Annotated in this window: 14 protein-coding genes; 6 read left to right on the top strand and 8 right to left on the bottom strand. The window is 62.6% G+C overall.

Annotated features, from left to right (window positions below; all coding sequences use genetic code 11):
• Positions 1–12: 12 nt before the first annotated feature.
• From G3N59_RS20230 to G3N59_RS37085, 4 genes are all read right to left on the bottom strand, one after another.
• Positions 13–1,455, bottom strand: coding sequence for an aspartate aminotransferase family protein (locus G3N59_RS20230; protein WP_205984405.1), 1,443 nt, complete (start codon positions 1,453–1,455; stop codon positions 13–15).
• 18 nt (positions 1,456–1,473) lie between these two features.
• A complete protein-coding gene (locus G3N59_RS20225) occupies positions 1,474–2,808 on the bottom strand; it encodes a glutamine synthetase family protein (protein WP_205984404.1) in 1,335 nt (444 codons plus the stop codon).
• Positions 2,809–2,839: 31 nt separating this feature from the next.
• Positions 2,840–3,646 carry a gamma-glutamyl-gamma-aminobutyrate hydrolase family protein gene (locus tag G3N59_RS20220; RefSeq protein WP_205984403.1) on the bottom strand — a complete coding sequence of 269 codons (807 nt, stop codon included), beginning with the start codon at positions 3,644–3,646 and terminating at the stop codon, positions 2,840–2,842.
• Positions 3,647–3,941: 295 nt separating this feature from the next.
• Positions 3,942–4,166 (bottom strand): hypothetical protein, encoded by a 225-nt coding sequence (locus tag G3N59_RS37085; protein WP_224013171.1) that lies wholly within the window; start codon positions 4,164–4,166, stop codon positions 3,942–3,944.
• 427 nt (positions 4,167–4,593) lie between these two features.
• On the opposite strand from G3N59_RS37085, the gene G3N59_RS20215 reads away from it, so the two are divergent.
• From G3N59_RS20215 to speB, 3 genes are all read left to right on the top strand, one after another.
• Positions 4,594–5,163, top strand: a complete 570-nt coding sequence (locus G3N59_RS20215; protein WP_205984402.1) for a cupin domain-containing protein — start codon at positions 4,594–4,596, stop codon at positions 5,161–5,163.
• 127 nt (positions 5,164–5,290) lie between these two features.
• The gene (locus G3N59_RS20210) at positions 5,291–6,781 is read left to right on the top strand and encodes an aldehyde dehydrogenase (RefSeq protein WP_205984401.1); all 1,491 of its coding nucleotides are present in this window, start codon (positions 5,291–5,293) and stop codon (positions 6,779–6,781) included.
• 107 nt (positions 6,782–6,888) lie between these two features.
• Entirely contained in the window at positions 6,889–7,851 is a 963-nt protein-coding gene (gene speB, locus G3N59_RS20205; protein WP_205984400.1) for an agmatinase, read from the top strand.
• A 39-nt stretch (positions 7,852–7,890) separates the two neighbouring features.
• On the opposite strand, the gene G3N59_RS20200 is transcribed toward speB, so the two are convergent.
• Positions 7,891–8,334: a MarR family transcriptional regulator gene (locus G3N59_RS20200; RefSeq protein WP_205984399.1), complete on the bottom strand. Its 444-nt coding sequence runs from the start codon at positions 8,332–8,334 to the stop codon at positions 7,891–7,893.
• A 179-nt stretch (positions 8,335–8,513) separates the two neighbouring features.
• On the opposite strand from G3N59_RS20200, the gene G3N59_RS20195 reads away from it, so the two are divergent.
• The 3 genes from G3N59_RS20195 to G3N59_RS20185 all read left to right on the top strand — a co-directional run bounded on the left by G3N59_RS20195 (position 8,514) and on the right by G3N59_RS20185 (position 11,359).
• On the top strand, positions 8,514–10,061 hold the full coding sequence (locus G3N59_RS20195) for a DHA2 family efflux MFS transporter permease subunit (RefSeq protein WP_241023636.1): 1,548 nt from the start codon (positions 8,514–8,516) through the stop codon (positions 10,059–10,061).
• Positions 10,062–10,132: 71 nt separating this feature from the next.
• Positions 10,133–11,074, top strand: a complete 942-nt coding sequence (locus G3N59_RS20190) for an AEC family transporter (protein WP_205984398.1) — start codon at positions 10,133–10,135, stop codon at positions 11,072–11,074.
• A gap of 81 nt (positions 11,075–11,155) precedes the next feature.
• The gene (locus G3N59_RS20185) at positions 11,156–11,359 is read left to right on the top strand and encodes a glycine zipper 2TM domain-containing protein (protein ID WP_205984397.1); all 204 of its coding nucleotides are present in this window, start codon (positions 11,156–11,158) and stop codon (positions 11,357–11,359) included.
• Positions 11,360–11,437: 78 nt separating this feature from the next.
• On the opposite strand, the gene G3N59_RS20180 is transcribed toward G3N59_RS20185, so the two are convergent.
• From G3N59_RS20180 to G3N59_RS20170, 3 genes are all read right to left on the bottom strand, one after another.
• Positions 11,438–12,283, bottom strand: coding sequence for a carbohydrate ABC transporter permease (locus G3N59_RS20180; protein ID WP_205984396.1), 846 nt, complete (start codon positions 12,281–12,283; stop codon positions 11,438–11,440).
• Positions 12,280–13,203: a sugar ABC transporter permease gene (locus G3N59_RS20175; protein ID WP_205984471.1), complete on the bottom strand. Its 924-nt coding sequence runs from the start codon at positions 13,201–13,203 to the stop codon at positions 12,280–12,282. The genes G3N59_RS20180 and G3N59_RS20175 overlap by 4 nt, the downstream gene beginning before the upstream one ends.
• 174 nt (positions 13,204–13,377) lie before the next feature.
• Positions 13,378–14,610 carry a sugar ABC transporter substrate-binding protein gene (locus G3N59_RS20170; protein ID WP_205984395.1) on the bottom strand — a complete coding sequence of 411 codons (1,233 nt, stop codon included), beginning with the start codon at positions 14,608–14,610 and terminating at the stop codon, positions 13,378–13,380.
• Between the last annotated feature and the right edge of the window lie 285 nt (positions 14,611–14,895).

Here is a 14,895-nt window from a genome sequence, read left to right as displayed (position 1 = left end):
ACAGAAGCAGCGTTACGAAAGTCCCAGTTGCTGCGCGGTTGCGTCGATGGCCTTTTTCGCCTTCGACACGATTTCGTCAATCTCGCCGCGCGTAATCACCAGCGGCGGCGAGAGCAGCATGCGGTCGCCTGTGGCGCGCATGATGAGGTTGCCGTTGAAGCAGAAGTCGCGGCAGATCGTGCCCACGTCGCCGCCATTCGCGAAGCGCTTGCGCGTCTTCGGATCTTCGGCGAGCTGCAGACCGGCCACGAGGCCCGCGCCCGAAATGTCGCCGATGATCGGATGATTCGCGAAGGTCTCGCGCAACTGCTGCTGGAAATACGGGCCCGTGTCCGTCTTCACGCGCTCGACGATCTTCTCGTCGCGCAGCAGCTTGAGGTTCGCCACGGCCACGGCGGCCGCCACCGGATGGCCCGAGTACGTGAGGCCATGATTGAAGTCGCCGTTCTCGATCAGCACCTTCGCCACGCGATCGTGCAGGCCGACTGCGCCCATCGGCACATAACCGCTCGTCAGGCCCTTGGCCATCGTGATGAGATCGGGCTCGAAACCGAAGTGCTGATGCGCGAACCATTCGCCGGTGCGCCCGAAACCGCCGATCACTTCGTCGGCGCACAGCAGAATGTCGTACTTGCGGCAGATACGCTGGATTTCCGGCCAGTACGTCGATGCCGGGAAAATCACGCCGCCCGCGCCCTGGAACGGCTCGCCGATAAACGCGGCGACGTTCTCTGCGCCCACTTCGAGAATCTTCGCTTCGAGCTGCTGCGCACGTGCGAGGCCGAATTCCTCCGGCGTCATGTTGCCTTCGGCTTCGCCGTAGAAGTACGGCTGGTCGATGTGCACGATGTTCTCGACCTTCGAGGGCATCTGCTCGTGCATATAGCCCATGCCGCCGAGCGTGCCGCCCGCAATGGTCGAACCGTGATAGCCGTTCTTGCGCGAGATGACGACCTTCTTCGAAGGCTTGCCTTGCGCGAGCCAGAATTGATGCACGATGCGCAGCACCGTGTCATTGCCTTCCGAGCCGCTGTTGCAATAGAAGAAGTGATTGAAGGGCTCCGGCGAAAGCTCCGCGAGCAGCGCGGAAAGCTCGATCACCGGCGGGTGCGTGGTCTTGAAGAAGGTGTTGTAGTACGGCAGTTCCTGCATCTGCGTGTACGCGGCATCGGCCAGTTCCTTGCGGCCATAACCCACGTTCACGCACCACAGACCCGCCATGCCGTCGATGATCTGATTGCCTTCCGAGTCCCACAGATACACGCCCTTGGCCTTCACGATCACACGGCTGCCGCTCTTGTTGAGCGAGCCCATGTCCGAGAACGGATGGATGTGGTGCGCCGCGTCGAGCGCGCGATATTCGGCCGTGCTGCGGGCGCCTTGCGTTGCTTGCGCGCGCAACGTCGTCGGCACTTCCTGGAGTGCGCTGGCGGGGGCGTCGATCCGATAGTTCATTGCTCTGTCTCCTTTCTATTACACGTGCAGCAGCAGGTGCTTGCGTTCCCACGAGCTGATCACGCGGAAATACGCTTCGTATTCGGTTTCCTTGAGCGCGAGGTAGGCGCGCACGAACTTCTCGCCGAGAATGTCGTTCAGCGGCTCGCAACCGCTCATCAGCGTGAGACCTTCTTCAAGGTTGCGCGGCAGTTGGTACGGCAGCGCGTAACCGTCGCTCACGAGCGGTTCGGTAGGCTTGAGATGCTGCGTCATGCCCAGATAACCGGCGGCCAGCGTGGCGGCAATCGCGAGGTACGGGTTCGTGTCCACGCCCGGAATACGGTTTTCCACGCGGCGCGCAGCCGGCGACGAATACGGCACGCGGAAGCCCACCGTGCGGTTGTCGTAACCCCAGGCCACGTTGATCGGCGCGGCCATGAAGCGCGACAGACGGCGATACGAATTGATGTACGGCGCGAAGATCGGCATCAGCGCCGGCGTGTACTTCTGCAGACCGGCGATATACGCATGGAACATGTCCGTGGGCTTGCCGTCCGCACCCGTGAAGAGGTTCTGGCCGCTTTCCGCCGAAACGAGGCTCTGGTGAATGTGCATCGCCGAGCCCGGCTCGTTTTCCATCGGCTTCGCCATGAAGGTGGCGTACATATGGTGACGCAGCGCCGCTTCGCGCACCGTGCGCTTGAACAGGAACACGCGGTCGGCCAGACCCAGCGGCTCGCCGTGCATGAAGTTGATCTCCATCTGCGCTGCACCGACTTCGTGAATCAGCGTATCGACTTCGAGATCCTGAATATCGCAGTACTCGTAGATGTCTTCGAACAGCGGGTCGAACTCGTTGACCGCTTCGATCGAATACGCCTGGCGGCCCGTTTCCGGGCGGCCCGTGCGGCCGATCGGCGGCGCGAGAGGAATATCCGGGTCCTTGTTCATATCGACGAGATAGAACTCCAGTTCCGGCGCGATGATGGGCTTCCAGCCCTTCGCTTCATAGAGTTCCAGCACGCGGCGCAGCACACGGCGCGGCGAGATTTCAACCGGCGAGCCGTCGAAGTGCACGCAGTCGTGGATCACCTGCGCGGTGGGATCGGTGGCCCACGGAATGATGCGGATGGTCGAAGCATCCGGCACGCAGACCATGTCCGGGTCGGTGACGCCGGTGAGGCTGCCGTCTTCCGGGTAGTCGCCGGTCACGGTCTGGATCATCACGGCCTGCGGCAGGCGCATGGATTCACCCGATTCGAACTTGCTGCGCGGAATGATCTTGCCGCGCGCGATGCCGGCCATGTCCGGGATGATGGCTTCGATTTCGGTGATGTGATGTTTCTTCAGGAATTCGTCGATGTCGTGCATGTTCGTTCTCTCTATTCTGTGTGGGCCGGCGTCAGACCTGCGCGGCGTGCGCGCGAGCGGGTTGGCGTGCGGCCCCGCCCGGCGCTCGGGCCAGCATGCGGGCGCGGCAGGCTTCGCCAAAGGCGCGGAAGATAGCGGTGGAAAGGGCGTTTTGCGCGTGCAGCCATTCGGGATGCCACTGAACGCCCAGCGCGAAAGTGCTTGCACCCGCAACGGTAATGGCTTCGACCAGGCCGTCGGCGGCCGTTGCGTCAGCAACGAGTCCGTGACCGAGTGTGTCGATACCCTGACCGTGCAGCGAATTCACCTGCGCTTCGCGTGCGCCGCCTGCGAGCTTGTGCAGCAGACCGCCTTCCAGCAGCGCGATGGTGTGCGCGGGACCGTATTGCGTCTCGAGCGGCTCGGCCTTGTTTTCACGGTGATCGTGCAGGCCTTCCACCGCGTGCACTTCCTGATGCAGCGTGCCGCCGAAGACCACGTTCATTTCCTGAAAGCCGCGGCAGATGGCGAGCACCGGCACGCCGGCGTCGATGGCTGCGCGCAGCAGCGGCAGCGTGGTGGCGTCGCGTGCGGGATCGTGCAGCGTGCCCGCAGCGCTTGCCGGGCCGCCGTAACGATGCGGCTCGACGTTCGAGTAGCTGCCGGTGAAGAGCAGGCCGTCCACGGCGTCCAGAATGTCCGCCGTAGCCTGCCGCTCGCCCAGCGCGGGCAGCACGAACGCGAGCCCGTCCGAACCGTCCACGGCGGCGGCGATGTACTTCTCGCCCGCCACGTGCGACGCGTGCGGCCCCATCATGGTGCGATCGGCAGTAACTCCAATCAATGGTTTGGTTCGCATGACTAACGTCTTATTTCTTCTTCCTGTCGCAACGCATTTGAATCGGTTTTCAGCGATGCTTCAGGCGTGACATGACCTTGCAACCGTGCAGGACACACGGCCGCAAACCTTGAGATGCGGAGCGCAGCGGCGCTAACGGATCGCGCTGCGCGTGGAGATCATGTACGCGGTTCGTTTCCTGCCGGTGTGGGGCGCGACGGTGTTCAGGCGTGCGCATCCACATCGTTCGCGCGCAGCAAGACAACTCGCAGGCGATCGACGGCGAATGAAACGAACGGCGCAGGAAGGAGAGGCGCTAGGGCAGCAGCGACGCGACTTCGTCGGTATGCACCGCAATGAAGGCGCGTGCAGAGACGGCGTTATGGCGACGGACGGACCGACGGGAAAGGATTGTGAAGACGGACAGAAGCGGACGAGAGGCAAGCCTGCCGCTACTGCCATCGGCGATGGCGGCGCAGTCACTGCGAAGACACCTCGCATGACTTCGATCCCATCTCACCAGAGGGCCACGGACTCTCACAATTACACTCGACTGGGTGTGTTGATCACGGTTGATTTGGATGCACGGCATGAAAACTGCGCTTGCCGGCATCACACATAGGTGTCGTTCGATGTATTGAGCATTGATTGCTTGCTGCTACGCAATGTATTGCGTTTTTCATCGTTCGATCGACCTGTGTTTCAGCATATACGAGCCAAAAAGGCCGTCAATTATTTTTTTACGTTTTTTATGTCAGCACTTTCCCCAAGACCCCTGCAAACGTCGCGCAGTACGAAATATGCAGCACTGTATTTATATTTCGAATAACTTACAGGGGTTAGTACTGACGCAAAAAAAAGCAAACTGATTAGAATATTCAACACGTCACCGCACCGCCGTGTTGTTGTCCGTCGTCTTTTCAGCGTGCGCTTTCACTGAATTTCCTGACCCAACCGGTTCATCAAACGTGTCCGAGTCCGTTTCTGTTTCCTCTGAAGTTGCCACGCGTCTGCGCTACGTACGCAAGCGTTATGGCTTGTCGCAACGCGAGCTGGCCAAGCGCGCGGGCGTCACGAATGGTGCGATTTCGCTTATCGAGCAAAGTCGCGTCAGTCCCTCGGTAGGATCACTCAAGAAGTTGCTTGAATGCATCCCGATGAGTCTCGCGGAATTCTTCACATTTGATCTCAACGAGGGCGCGAGCGTGGTCTCGCGCCGCGGCGAGATGCCGAACCTCGGCAACGACGCCATCGAGCTCTATCTGGCGGGCGCGAACGTGAAGGACCGCAACATGGGCATCCTGCGCGAGGTGTATCAACCGCTCGCCGATACCGGCCCCGAAATGCTCTCGCACGCGGGGCACGAAGGCGGCGTGGTGGTGGCGGGCCAGATCGAACTGACCGTGGACGGCACCACCTGGCTGCTCGACCCCGGCGACAGCTATTACTTCGAAAGTCGCTTCCCGCACCGGTTTCGCAATCCCAGCGCAAACGAGGTCTGCGAAGTGGTGTCGGCGAATTCGCCGCCTACTTTCTGACGCTTCGCATCCCGCGTTTCTGCGCATATCCGGTTCGTCGTGCCGCCTCAGCCTATCGTGTGCCGCTTCTCCAAAGCGGCGCGAAGCGCGGCGCGCAGGATGGATCGTCAATCATTGAGGCATCCTGATGGAAAAGAAAACTCTCGCTTATTGGCAGGACAAGGCCGCGACGCTGTCGATCGAAGGTCGCGCATTCATCGACGGCGCGTATCGCGACGCCTACTCGGGCCGCACCTTCGACTGCGTGAGCCCGATCGACGGCCGCGTGCTCGCCAACGTGGCCGATTGCGGCGCAGCAGATGTCGATGCAGCCGTTGCAGCGGCGCGCCGTGCCTTCGACGCAGGCGTGTGGGCGGGCCTGAATCCGCGCGCGCGTAAAGCGATTCTGCAGCGCTGGGCCGCACTCATGCGCGAGCACCTCGACGAACTTTCGCTGCTCGAAACGCTCGACGCCGGCAAGCCTATCGGCGATACCACTTCGGTGGACGTGCCGGGCGCGGCCTATTGCGTGGAATGGTTCGCGGAAGCCATCGACAAGGTGGGCGGCGAAGTCGCGCCGGCCGATCATCATCTGGTGGGTCTCGTCACGCGCGAGCCGATCGGCGTCGTGGCGGCTGTGGTGCCGTGGAATTTCCCGATCCTGATGGCGTCGTGGAAGTTCGGCCCCGCGCTCGCGGCAGGCAATAGCGTCGTGCTCAAGCCTTCGGAAAAATCGCCGCTCACGGCCATTCGCGTGGCGCAACTCGCGCACGAAGCGGGCATTCCTGCCGGTGTATTCAACGTGCTGCCTGGTGGCGGTGAACCGGGCAAGCTGCTGGGCCTGCATCGCGACGTGGACTGCATCGCCTTCACGGGTTCGACCAACGTCGGCAAGCAGATCATGCAGTACGCGGGTCAGTCGAACCTCAAGCGCGTGTGGCTCGAACTGGGCGGCAAGTCGCCGAACATCGTGCTGCCGGACTGCCCGGATCTCGACCGCGCGGCCAGCGCGGCAGCGGGCGCGATCTTCTACAACATGGGCGAAATGTGTACGGCTGGGTCGCGCCTGCTCGTGCATCGCGACATCAAGGACGTGTTCCTAGCAAAGCTCGTGGAAGCCGCGAAGGCGTATAAGCCTGGCAATCCTCTCGATCCGAACGTGTCGATGGGCGCAATCGTCGACAAGATCCAGATGGAGCGCGTGCTCGGTTATATCGAGGCGGGCCGCAAGGAATCGAAACTGCTGATGGGCGGCGAGCGAGTGAACGAATCGACGGGCGGCTTCTATGTCGAGCCCACCGTGTTCGAAACGCATCACGACGATCGCATTGCTCGCGAGGAGATATTCGGGCCGGTGCTCTCGGTCATTACGTTCAGCACGATCGACGAAGCCGTGCGTATCGCCAACGACAGCGACTACGGCCTGGCCGCAGCAGTGTGGACCTCGAACCTCACGAGCGCGCATGAGATTTCGCGCCGTCTGCGTGCGGGCACGGTTTGGGTCAACTGCTACGACGAAGGTGGCGACATGAATTTCCCGTTCGGCGGTTTCAAGGAATCGGGCAACGGTCGCGACAAGTCGCTGCATGCACTTGAGAAGTACACCGAACTAAAGTCGACGCTCGTGCGTTTGCGCTAAGTTTGCATTAAGTCTGCGCCAAGGCAGTCTGCGTGGCGGCGCGTGCAGGCGCGTCGCCACGTTCGCCCTTCAATACACGGGCCTGGCCCGATAACACTATCCCGCACATGAACGACACGATCCACGGCGACGGCGCGATCCGTCGCGGCGCGCTTTACGGCTCTTCCATCGAGAACACCTACGCAGGCGTGCTGTCGTTCATGCGCCGCAATTACACGCGCGATCTGAGCGGCGTGGACGTGGCCATTTCCGGCGTGCCGCTCGATCTCGCCACCACGTTCCGCTCGGGCGCACGACTTGGGCCGTCGTCCATCCGCGCGGCCAGTGTGCAGTTAGCGGAACTGCATCCTTATCCCTGGGGCTTCAACCCTTTCGACACGCTGGCCGTGACCGATTACGGCGACTGCTGGTTCGACGCCCACAATCCGCTCTCGATCAAACCCGCGATCATCGAGCATGCGCGCACGATCCTGCGCTCGAACGCGAAGATGCTCACGTTCGGCGGCGATCATTTCATCACCTATCCGCTGTTGATTGCGCACGCGGAAAAGTACGGCAAGCCGCTTTCGCTGATCCACTTCGACGCGCATTGCGATACCTGGCCCGACGATCATGCGGACAGCCTCAATCACGGCACGATGTTCTACAAGGCCGTCAAAGAAGGGCTGATCGATCCGAAGACGTCGGTGCAGGTGGGCATCCGCACGTGGAACGACGACTTCCTCGGCATCAATATTCTCGACGCGGCGTGGGTGCACGAAAACGGCCCGCGTGCCGCGCGCGAGCGCATTCTGGAGATCGTGGGCGAGCGCCCAACGTACCTCACCTTCGATATCGACTGTCTCGATCCGGCTTTCGCGCCGGGCACCGGCACGCCCGTGGCGGGCGGTTTGTCGTCGGCGCAGGCGCTGGCGATCGTGCGTGGTCTGGAGGCGGTGAACCTGATCGGCGCCGATGTGGTGGAAGTCGCGCCCGCCTACGATCAGAGCGAGATCACGGCGCTGGCCGCCGCGCATCTCGCGAGCGACCTGCTGTGCCTGTGGCGCCAGCGCAAGGTTGCGGGCAAATAAAAAACGCGCCGCCGCTCACAGCGCGGCGCGCCTTGCGATTCAGCGCTCGACCAGCAGACCGAGATTGGCGCGCACGCGCTGAAGCATCTCGCCGAACTGCTCGGCCTCTTCCGCTGTGAAGCCCGCCAGGGCTTCGTCCTGCACTTCGTCGCCCACCCGCCGCGCGGACGTGAGCACGCCCGCCGCCTTGGGCGTGAGGCTCACCCGCAACTCGCGGCGGTCGTCCGGGTTCGCTTCGCGCACCACCCAGCCGCTTTCTTCCATACGTTCCAGCAGCCGTCCGGCCGAAATCGGCGCGACTTCGAGCCGTTCGGCAAGGCTCGCCTGATTGATGGGGCCATAGTGGGCGAGGTAGGCAATCATGCGGCACTGCGCGCGCGTGAGTTCCAGCGATGACTTCGCCAGCTCGTCGTAGCGCTTGCCGTACAGGCGGCCCACGTCGACGATCAAGAAGCCGAAGCGTTGTTCGAGGTCGGTAGTCATGCCGCGATTATAAGTGGCGGGCTGGGTGGGCGTTTCACCGGTGGACGCACTGCAGCGCACGCGCATCCGCCGCGCAAAGGCCGGATTCTTTCCGATTGCGCAACAGGGGCCGATTCGTATAATAAGCATGCTTATCATTTTTCAGAATCCCGCTTTCGAACCCCTCATTCGAATCCACGATGACCGCAGTCCCGCATGGCACGGCCGCGCAACGTGAGGCCGCGCCCCTGAACCGCGGCATGATTACGCTGTCGATCATGCTCGCCACGCTGATGCAGACGCTCGACAGCACGATCGCCAATGTGGCGCTGCCGCATATGCAGGGCACGCTATCGGCGTCGCAGGACGAAATCACGTGGGTGCTGACCTCGTATATCGTCGCGGCGGCCATTGCCACGCCGCTCACGGGCTGGCTCGCGGACCGCTTCGGCGTCAAGCAGTTGCTGGGCGCGGCAATCGCGGGCTTCACGGTGGCTTCGGCCTTGTGCGGTTTGTCGGAGACATTGGGGGAGATCGTTGCGTCGCGGCTGCTGCAGGGCGTGTTCGGTGCGTCGCTGGTGCCGCTCTCGCAGTCGATCCTGCTGGACATCAACCCGCGCGAGCGTCAGGGACAGGCCATGGCGGTCTGGGGCATGGGCGTGATGGTCGGGCCGGTGCTGGGGCCCACGCTGGGCGGCTGGCTCACCGACAGCTACAACTGGCGCTGGGTGTTCTTTATCAACGTGCCGGTGGGCGTGTTCGCGTTCTTCGGCGTCTCGACCTTCCTGCCCGCGCGCGAACGCGCCGGTCAGACGCGTTTCGACGTATTCGGCTTCGCCACGCTGGCGCTGGCGATCGGCGCCTTGCAGGCCTTGCTCGATCGCGGCGAGCAACTCGACTGGTTCGGCTCGCTGGAGATCCGCATCGAGGCGCTGGTTTCCGTGCTGGCGTTCGCGTTCTTCGTGGTGCATACGGCCAGTTCCGGGCCGACCACCTTCTTCCGCTACCAGCTTCTCAAAGACCGCAACTTCGCCACCGGCACGTTCTTCATCTTCGTGATCGGCGCCGTGCTATACGCCACGCGCGCGCTGCTGCCGCCGATGCTGCAGAACCTGATGGGTTATCCGGTCGCCACCACGGGCCTCGTGACGGCGCCGTCGGGCGCGGGCACGATGATCGCCATGCTGATTGCGGGCCGCCTGCTCAAGCATGTCGATGCGCGCGCCATGCTGCTGTTCGGCTTTGTGGTTTCCGCCTACGCGCTCTGGCAGATGATGCAGTACACGATCGTGCTGTCGGAGTCGGATATCGTGTGGCCGGGCGTGGTGCAGGGCTTTGGTCTGGGCTTCGTGTTCGTGCCGCTTTCGGCGCTGACGTTCTCCACGCTCACGCCGCAATTGCGCGCCGACGGCACCGCCACCTACAGCCTGATGCGCAATATCGGCAGCAGTATCGGCATTTCGATCGTGCAGACCTTTGTGACGCGCGGCACGCAGATCGCGCATTCGGATCTCGCCGCCAACGTCACGCCGTTCAACCCGATGATGCAGCCGATGCTCGCCGCGGGTTCGCGCTACGATCTCGCCGTGCTCAACCAGTCGATCACCCAGCAGGCGACGATGATCGCCTACCTCAACGACTTCAAGATGATGTTTGTCGCGACGCTGCTCGTGATTCCGCTGCTCGTGCTGATCCGGCCTTCGGGCGGCGGCGCGGCCGTCGATACGAGCCACGCGGCGATGGACTGACCGCCACGCTTTCTTCACCGCTGCCGCGCCTTTCCGCAAGGAAGCGCGGCGCCGCTTTTACCGCTACGCCGATGCTCTCCGCTGTCTCTATCCTGCTTCCCGTTTTTGGCCTGATTCTGGCCGGTTTCGCCTGCCGCCGTTTTGGCGTGCTGGGCCCCGCGGCCGCCTCCGAACTCAATCGCTTCGTTGTCTGGCTGGCGCTGCCCGCGCTGCTGTTCGATATCCTTGCGCACGCAACGTGGCACGAGCTGTATCAGCCCGCATTTCTGGCGGCGTTCGGCATCGCGGGCCTGGTGGTGTTCGCGGTCGTGGTGGCCGTGCGCCTGTTCCTGCGCCGCCCGCTCGCCGATGCGAGTATCGACGGCCTCGCCGCCGCGTATCCGAACACGGGCTATGTGGGCTTTCCGCTGTGCATGATCGCGTTCGGACCGTCGAGCCTCACGCCCGTGACGATCGCCACGATCCTCGTGGTGTGCGTGCTGTTCGCCATCGCCATTGTGCTGATCGAAACCGGCCTGCAAAGCGAGCGCCGTCCGCACCGGTTGCTGATCAAGGTGGCGCGTTCGCTGATGCGCAATCCGCTGCTGGTGGCGCCCGCCCTGGGCGCGATTGCGTCTGGCGCACATCTGACGATGCCCGCAAGCGCCGAGACCTTCCTGAAGCTGCTGGGCGGCGCGGCCAGCCCTTGCGCGCTGGTGAGCCTGGGTCTATTCCTCGCCGAGCGCCGCGCGAAAAGCGATGCGCCGCCGGAATCGTCGTGGTGGATCACGCTGTCGAAGCTGGTGGCGCAGCCCGCGCTGACGTGGTGGCTCGCGGACCGCGTGTTCGGCCTTTCGCCGCAACTGGTGGAAACGGCCGTGCTGCTCGCCGCGTTGCCCACCGGCACAGGGCCGTTCATGCTCGCGGAGTACTACCGCCGCGAAGCACACGTAACGGGCCGCACGATCCTGCATTCGACGCTAGGCTCGCTCGTCACGCTCACGCTGATTTTGCTGCATCTGCACCACGGCTAGACGCGCGGTGTAAAACTGCCACGAGTGCGCGCGGCACGATGTTTGCGGTACGTGAGCCATGCATCGATCAGGAGAAAGGCGATGAGATGGCTTAAAAACAGCAGCGCCGCGCGCGCAATAGGAGTTGGCTTGCTCGCCGCGCTGACTTTGGGCGCGAGTGCTTGCACGTTAGGCGGTGCGGCGGCGGGCGGCTACGTGGGCAACAAGGCCACCAACGGCAGCGCAGTGGGAACGGTGGGCGGCGCGGTGGCCGGTGGCGTGATCGGCCACGAACTCAGCAAGTAATCTACGGATCAATGCGGCGTCAGCGGGCTTTTTCGTGGCGAAGTTTTGCGTGACGCATTGACGCCGCATTGTTCAGATTTATTTCACCGCGCCCAGCGCAAGCCCCTTCACCATATATCGCTGCAACCACGCGAACACCACCGAAACCGGCAGCGTAGCCGCGAGTGTCGCCGCCATCACCAGTTCCCATTCCACGGTGTATTTGCCGGCCACCATATCGGTGACCTGCACGGTGAGCGTCTTGTTCTCCGGCGAGCGGATCAGCGTGTACACCACGGCGAATTCATTCCACGCGCTGATGAACGTGAAGATGGCCGTCACCACCACGGCCGGAATCGCCAGCGGCAGGAACACGCGAAACACCGCGCCCGAGCGGCTGCATCCTTCGAGCCACGCCGATTCCTCCAGATCGCGCGGCACCGTCTGGAAATACGACGACAGCATCCACACGGCGAAGGCGATATTGAAAGCCGCATACGAAACGATCACGCCAATCTTCGAATCGACGAGATTGCCGTCGCCATAAGGAATCATGGCGGCGAGGCGGAACAGTCCCACCACCAGCAGGATCGGCGAGAGCATCTGCGTGACGAGCAGGAATTGCCGGTAGACGCCGCGTCCGCGAAACGGAAAACGCGCGAGCGCATACGCGGCGGGCAGGCTGACGGCCAGTGCGAGCGCCGTCGACAGGAACGAAATCACGATGCTGTTGCGCAGCGCCACGCCGAAATTCGCGGCCTGCCACATATCGACGTAATTTTCCCAGCGCCAATGCACGGGCAGCCAGCGCGCCGGATAGACGAACACTTCGTTGGCCGGTTTGAACGAGGTGAAGAACATCACGGCGAACGGGAACAGCACGGCCACCACCAGCGGCGACAGCGCGAGCCAGCACCAGAGCGAGCGTTTGAGCTTGCGGTTCATGCGAGGTCTCCTTCGGCGCCGCCGCGTTTGGCCTGCACGCGCAGATACGCCACCGAAAACGCGAACAGGATCAGCAGCATGATCAGCGAGACGGCGGCCGCTTCGCCGGGACGGCCGAGCCGGAAGCCGAGTTCGTAGAGATACGTCACGAGGATGTGCGTGCTGTCGTCCGGGCCGCCTTGCGTCATCACCCAGATGATCGGGAACGAGTTGAACACGTAGATCACGTTGAGCAGGATCGCCATGTTGATGAAGGGTTTGAGCAGCGGCAGCGTGAGTTGCCGGAACTGTTGCCAGGCGCTGGCGCCGTCGATGCGCGCGGCTTCGTAGATGTCGCCGGGCACGGAAGACAGGCCCCCCAGGAAGATCGTCGTGGTGAAGGGAATCGACACCAGAATGCCCACGGCGATTTCAACGGGAAACGCGTATTCGGGCGTGGCGAGCCAGTGAATCGGCCCGGCGATCAGGCCGAGCTTCTGCAGCGTGACGTTGACCATGCCGTAATCGTCGTTGAAGGCCCAGCGCCAGACCACGGCAGTCATGGTGAGCGAAACGGACCACGGCAGCATGACGATCGTGCGTGCGATGCCGCGTCCATAGAAGTCCTGATTAAGTACCAGCGCGACGGGCACGGAAACGCCCACCGTGCCCACCACCACGCAAAACGTCCAGATGAGGGTGTTTTTTAGCGCGCTCAGAAACACCGGGTCGCCGAACACGTTATAGAAGTTCTGCAAGCCGCTGAAATCGCGGATCTGCCCGAAGCGCGAGACATCGTGCAGCGATTGCCAGACGATGTTGAAGATCGGATAGCTGATGATGAACAGCGCGAGCACGAGGCTCGGCACGATCAGCAGCCAGGGAGCGCGGGGCACGGCGATATTGCGCTCGGCGCGGGTGGGGCGGCTTGGACGGCTCATGCGGGTGCTTGCGCGTGTGAGGTCGGTCGCGGCGCCTGGCGCCGGAGTGGCGGGCGGCGTCTGCTTCAGGGGACCGGTAGTCATGTCGTGATGCGTCCGGTGTGGCGTGAGGTAATCCGGAAAAAACGGTGCGTGGCAGCGCTTCGCGCCATGCCACGCACCGGTTCGGCTACGTCATTTGCCGAGCGACTTGTTCGCTTCCGTCGCGGCCTGGTTCAGCGCATCGGCGGGTTTGGCCTTGCCGAGGTAGATCGACTGCATGGCGTTGCTCACGGCCTTCGCGGTGTCTTCCCAGCCGGTGACCGTGGGCGCGAACTTCGCGTGCGGCAGCAGCGCGACGAAGGCCTTGGTGTCCGGGTCCTGGAAGGCCGGGTCGGTCGCTTCAGCCTTGGTGGTGGGCAGGAAGCCTTCCGTGCTGGTGAATTCCACGCGCGGCTGCTTCGTGAACAGGAAGTCGAGGAACTTCCAGGCGCTCTTCTTCACCTTCGAGTTCTTGAACATCATGATCGAATCGGTGACCGCGTAGGTGGCGGGCGTGGTCGCAACCGGAATCGGATCGATGCCGTACTTGATGTTCGGTGCTTCCTTCTTCAACTGCTTGGCGAGGAACGGCGCGGAGATCATCATCGCCACGCGGCCCTGCTTGAAGAGGTTCTGCACGTCTTCGCGGCTGTAGCCGGTCACGCCCGGTTCCGTGAGACCTTCGTCGATCATGGTCTTGTAGAGCGTGGCGGCCTTCACGCCGGCGGCCGAATTGAAGGCGGCCTTGTTGTCCTTGCCGACTACGTCGCCGCCGTTCGTCCACAGCGCGTAGTAGAAGTACACGTCGGTTTCGATTTCCTTGCCTTGCAGGCCGAAACCGGCGATGCCCTTGGCCTTGAGCTTCTTCGACGCGTCGATCACGTCGCTCCAGGTCTTCGGGCCATTCGGATAGCCCACCGAAGCGAGCATGTCCTTGTTGTAGTACAGCGCGCGCGCCGAAGCGGCGATCGGCAGGCCATAGATCTTGCCGTTGATTTCACCGGGCGCCAGGAACGGGCCGATGAAACGGCCCTTGAAATTGGCGTCCATATAGGGATCGAGCGGCTCGGCGATGTCATCCTTCACGAAGTCCAGCAGCCAGCGCGTACCGATGATGGCGAGGTCGGCATTCGCGCCGCCCGAGATATCCGTCTGCAGTTTCTGTTGCAGCGAATCCCAGTTCACGTCTTCGATCTTGATGGTGGTGCCGGGATTGGCGGCCTCGAACTGCTTGGCCATTTTCTCGAAGTACGGGGCGGTGGCGTCGCTGTAGTGGGCGACGGTCACGCGAACGGTATCGGCATGCGCCGCGACGGTAATACCCGCGAACGCGAGTGCGACGGCGAGCTTGCCGAGCGTGGTGGATGCACGTGCCTTAAACGCCATTCTGTCTCTCCTAACGTGGTTATCTGGCTGGCCTTGCGTTGTTTGAAAAAATCCTACAGGATGAAAAAAGCGTTGTCACCTGGGAATCGCGATATTGTTTTCGGCTCCTGAATTTGCATAAGATGCCGTAAAACATGGGGAAATTCGCGTATTCCAATATTTGGGATGCCTGCGTGTCAATTCATTTGCCGCGCTAGTCAAACGATTGAAAACGTAACGCTGTTGGAAATTTACAGGCCCGGCTTGCATCTGCGCCGCGCCGGAAATCATCAAGCGGAGAGTTGG

The organism is Paraburkholderia sp. Ac-20340, from assembly GCF_017104965.1.
Taxonomy (GTDB): domain Bacteria; phylum Pseudomonadota; class Gammaproteobacteria; order Burkholderiales; family Burkholderiaceae; genus Paraburkholderia.
This window is presented reverse-complemented; position numbering and strand designations above follow the sequence as displayed.

Bases quoted from the DNA above. Each gene is read 5' to 3' on its own strand.
- G3N59_RS20230 (WP_205984405.1), bottom strand. From the start codon at position 1,455: ATGAACTATCGGATCGACGCCCCCGCCAGCGCACTCCAGGAAGTGCCG.
- G3N59_RS20225 (WP_205984404.1), bottom strand. From the start codon at position 2,808: ATGCACGACATCGACGAATTCCTGAAGAAACATCACATCACCGAAATC.
- G3N59_RS20220 (WP_205984403.1), bottom strand. From the start codon at position 3,646: ATGCGAACCAAACCATTGATTGGAGTTACTGCCGATCGCACCATGATG.
- G3N59_RS20210 (WP_205984401.1), top strand. From the start codon at position 5,291: ATGGAAAAGAAAACTCTCGCTTATTGGCAGGACAAGGCCGCGACGCTG.
- speB (WP_205984400.1), top strand. From the start codon at position 6,889: ATGAACGACACGATCCACGGCGACGGCGCGATCCGTCGCGGCGCGCTT.
- G3N59_RS20200 (WP_205984399.1), bottom strand. From the start codon at position 8,334: ATGACTACCGACCTCGAACAACGCTTCGGCTTCTTGATCGTCGACGTG.
- G3N59_RS20195 (WP_241023636.1), top strand. From the start codon at position 8,514: ATGACCGCAGTCCCGCATGGCACGGCCGCGCAACGTGAGGCCGCGCCC.
- G3N59_RS20190 (WP_205984398.1), top strand. From the start codon at position 10,133: ATGCTCTCCGCTGTCTCTATCCTGCTTCCCGTTTTTGGCCTGATTCTG.
- G3N59_RS20185 (WP_205984397.1), top strand. From the start codon at position 11,156: ATGAGATGGCTTAAAAACAGCAGCGCCGCGCGCGCAATAGGAGTTGGC.
- G3N59_RS20180 (WP_205984396.1), bottom strand. From the start codon at position 12,283: ATGAACCGCAAGCTCAAACGCTCGCTCTGGTGCTGGCTCGCGCTGTCG.
- G3N59_RS20175 (WP_205984471.1), bottom strand. From the start codon at position 13,203: ATGAGCCGTCCAAGCCGCCCCACCCGCGCCGAGCGCAATATCGCCGTG.
- G3N59_RS20170 (WP_205984395.1), bottom strand. From the start codon at position 14,610: ATGGCGTTTAAGGCACGTGCATCCACCACGCTCGGCAAGCTCGCCGTC.